The sequence below is a fragment of the Frankia sp. R82 genome (genome assembly GCF_023716925.1).
Taxonomy (GTDB): Bacteria; Actinomycetota; Actinomycetes; order Frankiales; family Frankiaceae; genus Frankia.
This window is the reverse complement of the sequence record NZ_JAMQQG010000265.1, coordinates 1-4,945: the sequence shown is the minus strand read 5'-3', so window position 1 is coordinate 4,945 and position 4,945 is coordinate 1. Positions and strand designations below refer to the sequence as shown.

Here is a 4,945-nt window from a genome sequence, read left to right as displayed (position 1 = left end):
GTCCGCCGGCGGGCGCGACCGGCGTGACGCTCGACCCGCCGTCCGAGCCGCACCCGGCGGCGCTGGCCACCGCCAGGGCGGCGCCCGCGAGCAGCAGCGCCGCCCGGCCGAGCGGGCAGCGGTGTTGGTGTTGGTGCCGGTGCTGGCCGAACATGGCGACCTCCCCAGTCCGGCGCCGGATTCGAGGCGACGCCGGGATGCCCGTGCGGCACCGCGATGGTCGTGCGGCGGCGCCGTTGGCAACGTCCTTCCACTCTCGTCGTAGGACCTCTGCCCAAAGTCACGGTGCGTGACACCCGACGGATGGACCTGCCCGCTGCGTGGCGCGGACCAGGCCCGCGATGGGGTGTGGGCCTGGCCCCCGGGGCGCGGTGCCGACCCACACCGCGGCGTGGACGTGGCCTGATCGGGTGAGCCACCGCCGGGCCCGGGCAGGTACCGGCCATCGGCGTGGCGTCATGCTTCGCTGCTGGACGGCACGCTGACGCCGTGATCTTTTACTGATGATTGTCGCGGGTCTGGACCGCCCGGCGACCACGGGTCATCGTGAAACGAACGGGCCGCCCAGCGCGTTGATGCCCCGGATACGGGGTATCGCCAGCGCAGGTCGACCTGCACCGACCGGAAGGGATCATGACAGACTCCGCCGACGCCGGATGTAGTTCCGGCCGACCCACGTACGCGCCGACGGGGGTCGACCGTTGATCGAGGCGCTGTTGCTGCTAGCGGGGCTGGCGCTCGTCGCCGCCTGTGGAATCTTCGTCGCCGCCGAGTTCGCCCTCGTCACCGCGGACCGGCCCTCCATCGAGCGGGCCGCCGAACGCGGCGAACGCGGCGCCCGTGGTGTGCTTGCCGCGTTGCGCACCCTGTCCACCCAGCTCTCGGGTGCCCAGCTGGGCATCACCGTGACGAACCTGGCGATCGGCTTTCTGACCGAACCGGCCATCGCCGAGCTGCTGCGCGGCCCGTTGCGCGGCCTCGGAGTCGGTGGCGGCGCCGTCGACGCGCTGTCGGTGACCATCGCGATGGCACTGGCCACAGCCGTCACCATGGTCTTCGGTGAACTGGTCCCGAAGAACCTGGCCCTGTCCAGCCCACTGGCCACCGCCAAGATGGTCCAGGGGCCGCAACGGGCGTTCACCCGGGCTGCGGGACTGCTCATCCGGTCGCTGAACGCGACCTCGAACGCGCTGCTGCACCCCCTGGGCATCTCCCCGCAGGAGGAACTGGCCTCCGCCCGCTCCGCGCAGGAGCTGTTCTCTCTGGTGGGGCGTTCGGCCGAACACGGCACCCTCTCCCAGGAGACCGCGACGCTGGTCCAGCGGTCACTGTTGTTCGGCGACCGCACCGCCGAGGACGTGATGACCCCCCGGATGCGGATGCGCACCGTCCATGCCGATGAGCCGATCAGCGAGGTGATCACTCTCACCCGGCGCACCGGCCATTCCCGTTTCCCCGTGCTCGGTGCGGACAGTGACGACGTGGTCGGCGTCATTCACATCAAGAACGCCGTGGGCGTCGCCGAGGAGGCCCGCGACCGCACGCCGGTGCGTGAGGTCATGGTCGCCCCGGTGACCGTCCCGTCCACGCTGTTGCTGGAGCCGCTGCTGGAGACGCTGCGCGCCGGCGGTCTGCAGATGGCCATCGTCGTCGACGAGTTCGGTGGCACGGACGGCCTGGTCACCGCCGAGGACCTGATCGAGGAGATCGTCGGGGACGTCGTCGACGAACACGACCGGGTCTCCCCCCGCGCACTGCGCCGCCACGACGGCACCTGGCTGCTCTCTGGTCTGCTGCGCCCCGAGGAGGCTGGCAACATCACCGGGATCGAGATCCCCACCGACGACACCTACCAGACCCTGGGCGGGCTGATGGCCCGCGCCCTCGGCCGCATCCCCCGCGGCGGGGACACCACCCTGCTCGACGGCGTGCGCTACACCGTCGAGCGGATGGACGGTCGCCGGGTGGACCGGGTCCGACTCGTCCCGGCCGATGCGGCCGGCTCGACCGGCGCCACGACCGATACTGCCGGTACGACCGGCGCCACGACCGATACGGCCGGCGCCACGACCGGTACGACCGGTACGACCAGTACGACGAGTCGTTCCGGCGCTGATGGCCAGACCCGCGGGTCGCGGGCGTCGGCCCGATGAGCCCCCTGTTCGCGGTCTCGGCGACCCTCGCCCTGCTGCTGCTCAACGCCCTGTTCGTCGGTGCCGAGTTCGCGCTGATCTCGGCCCGGCGGACCAGCATCGAGCCGCTCGCCGATGCCGGCAACCGGCTCGCGAAAATCACCCTGGGGGCGATGGAACGCGTCTCGCTGATGCTGGCCGGGGCCCAGCTTGGCGTCACCGTCTGCACCCTGGGCCTGGGTGCTCTCGGTGAACCGGCGGTCGCCGATCTGCTGCACGGCCCGTTCGAGGCGATCTCGCTGCCGTCCGCGCTGCTGCACCCGGTGTCGTTCGCCGTCGCCCTCGCGCTGGTCACCTTCCTGCACGTCGTCATCGGCGAGATGGTCCCCAAGAACATCGCGCTGACCATGCCGGACAAGGCCGTGCTCCTGCTCGCGCCGATGCTCGTCGGCTTCGTCCGGCTCGGCAAGCCACTGATCATCGTGCTGAACAAGGTGGCAAGCCTGTCGCTACGTGCTGTCGGCGTCGAGCCGAAGGACGAGGTTGCCAGCACCTTCACCCGGGACGAGGTGGCCGGCCTGGTCGAGGAGTCCCACCGGGAGGGCCTGCTCGCCCAGGACGAGCACGAGCTGCTCACCGGCGCGTTGTCGTTCGAGGAACGCACCGCCCGCGGCGTGCTGCTCGCCCCCGGCAGCCTCGTCACCGTCCCGCCGACGATCACGCCTCGTGAGGTCGAGCAGCTGGCCGCCCGCACCGGCTACACCCGTTTCCCGGTCCGCGACGCCGGCGGCACACTGACCGGCTACCTGCACCTCAAGGACGTGCTGGAGACCCGCTCGACCAAACGGACGAGCCCGGTGGCCGCCAAGTGGATCCGTCCGCTGGCGCACGTCGCCGCGGACGACAGTCTGCGCACGGCCCTGGCCACCATGCAGCACTCCGGCGCCCACCTCGCCCGGGTCACCGACGAGGCGGGCGAGGTGCTCGGGCTGGTCGCGTTGGAGGACATCCTGGAGGAGCTGGTCGGCGAGATCCGCGACGACGCCGGACGCGGCCGGCTGCGCCAGGAGCCCCAGCCTGCCTGAGCCGGCCCGCCTGGCCAGGCCGCCTGAGCCAGGCCGACACCCGTCCGGCCCGGCCCCACTCGACCCCGGCACGGTCCGGCCTGCCCGGCGATGTCGGGGCCGAGACAGTGCGGGGGGCTACTGACCCATACCACCTGCTGGTATGAAGAGGAGGTCAGACTGACGGCTGCCGGGGTGGGCGGACGTCGCCGGAGCAGGGGGTATGCGGGGCGCAGCGCGCCGCCGCGGGAGTGGGGCACGGTGACGGGGTCGGCACTACCGCCGCTGACCGGGAGCACCGCACGGCCGCTGCAGCCCGACGACCCTCGCAGCCTCGGGGCCTACCAGGTGATCGGCCGGCTCGGGCAGGGCGGGATGGGAACGGTGTTCCTCGGCCGCGCGCCTGACGGCAGCGCCGTGGCAATCAAGGTGATCCGACCGGAGCTGGCCCAGCGGGCCGAGTTCCGCGCCCGGTTCGCCCGGGAGGCCGAAAGCGCCCGGCGGGTCCGCCGGTTCACCACCGCCGCCGTGCTCGACGCCGACCCGCACGGCCAGCAGCCCTACCTGGTGACCGAGTTCGTCGAGGGTCCCACCCTGTCCCGGCACGTGTCGATCCGCGGGCCGCTGCGCCCCGCCGACCTGGAGCAGCTCGCGGTCAGCACGACCACGGCGCTGTCCGCCATCCACGCCGCCGGCATCGTGCACCGCGATCTGACCCCCGGCAACGTGCTGCTCTCCCCGGTCGGCCCCAAGGTGATCGACTTCGGCCTGGCCCGCGAGTTCAACGCGGACACCGAGCTGTCCCGCAACGTCCGCCAAGCCATCGGCACCCCCGGTTACATGTCACCGGAGCAGATCCTCGACGCCCCGATCACCTCGGCGGTCGACATCTTCTCCTGGGGAGCAGTGATGATCTTCGCTGCCACCGGCCAGCCGCCGTTCGGTACCGGCCGGATGGAGGCGATTCTCTACCGGATCATCAACGAGCCGCCGAAGCTCGACAGCCTCAACCCGGAGTTGCGCGAACTCGTCGAGGCCGCCATGGCCAAGGATCCCGCGGCCCGGCCGAGCGCGGAGGAGCTGCGCAGCGCGCTGATCGCCGGTGGTCCCGTGCCGGTCCACCCCCTCGGGCCACCCGGCGAGCCCGCGACCACCCCCGGGTCGGCCGGGGATCCGGCCGCCGAGCCAGAGCCGGCGCGGCGCCGGTGGGGCCGGCGCGGACGCGCCGACGCCCCCACCGGGGCCAGCACACCCCCCGTCACCCCGGTCCCGCTGGCCGGTCCGGCGGATTCGGCGGATTCGGCCAGTCCGGCCACGCCCGTCGCCACCGAATCGTCTGCCGCCTGGGCCGCCCAGTCGTCGGCGATGCCGCAGACCCAGCTCTCCCCACCGCCGATTGCCTCACCGCCACCGGTTGCCCCACCGCCACCGCTGCGTCAGGGGCCGTCCGCCCACGGGTCGCCGCCCCCGATCGGACCCACTGCCCCCGCCGGGTCTGCTCACCCGACGGGCTCGTCTCCTGCGATCGGGTCGCCTGCGCCGGGCAGTTCTCCGGTGCCGGGCGGCGCTTATCCTCCGGCCGGTGCGCCGGTCGGCTCGTCTCCCGCGGGTGGCCCATCGACATCCGCGGGCGCACCGCCGGTCGACCCGGAGCCGGCCTCGCCGCCGGGGCGCCGGCGGCGCGCGCGGCAGTTCGGCGGGGGTGTCCGGGTTGTGGTGGCGGTCGCGGTGGGCGTCCCGGGCCTTTTT

The 4,945-nt window shown here is 72.9% G+C and carries 3 protein-coding genes; all 3 read left to right on the top strand.

The window, feature by feature from the left end; all coding sequences use genetic code 11:
- Window positions 1-701 precede the first annotated feature (701 nt).
- Entirely contained in the window at window positions 702-2,153 is a 1,452-nt protein-coding gene (locus ND747_RS19950) for a hemolysin family protein (protein ID WP_251735353.1), read from the top strand.
- Window positions 2,150-3,217 (top strand): hemolysin family protein, encoded by a 1,068-nt coding sequence (locus ND747_RS19945; protein ID WP_251735352.1) that lies wholly within the window; start codon window positions 2,150-2,152, stop codon window positions 3,215-3,217. The genes ND747_RS19950 and ND747_RS19945 overlap by 4 nt, the downstream gene beginning before the upstream one ends.
- A 240-nt stretch (window positions 3,218-3,457) precedes the next feature.
- A partial coding sequence (locus ND747_RS19940; RefSeq protein ID WP_251735350.1) for a serine/threonine-protein kinase occupies window positions 3,458-4,945 on the top strand: 1,488 nt, incomplete at its 3' end.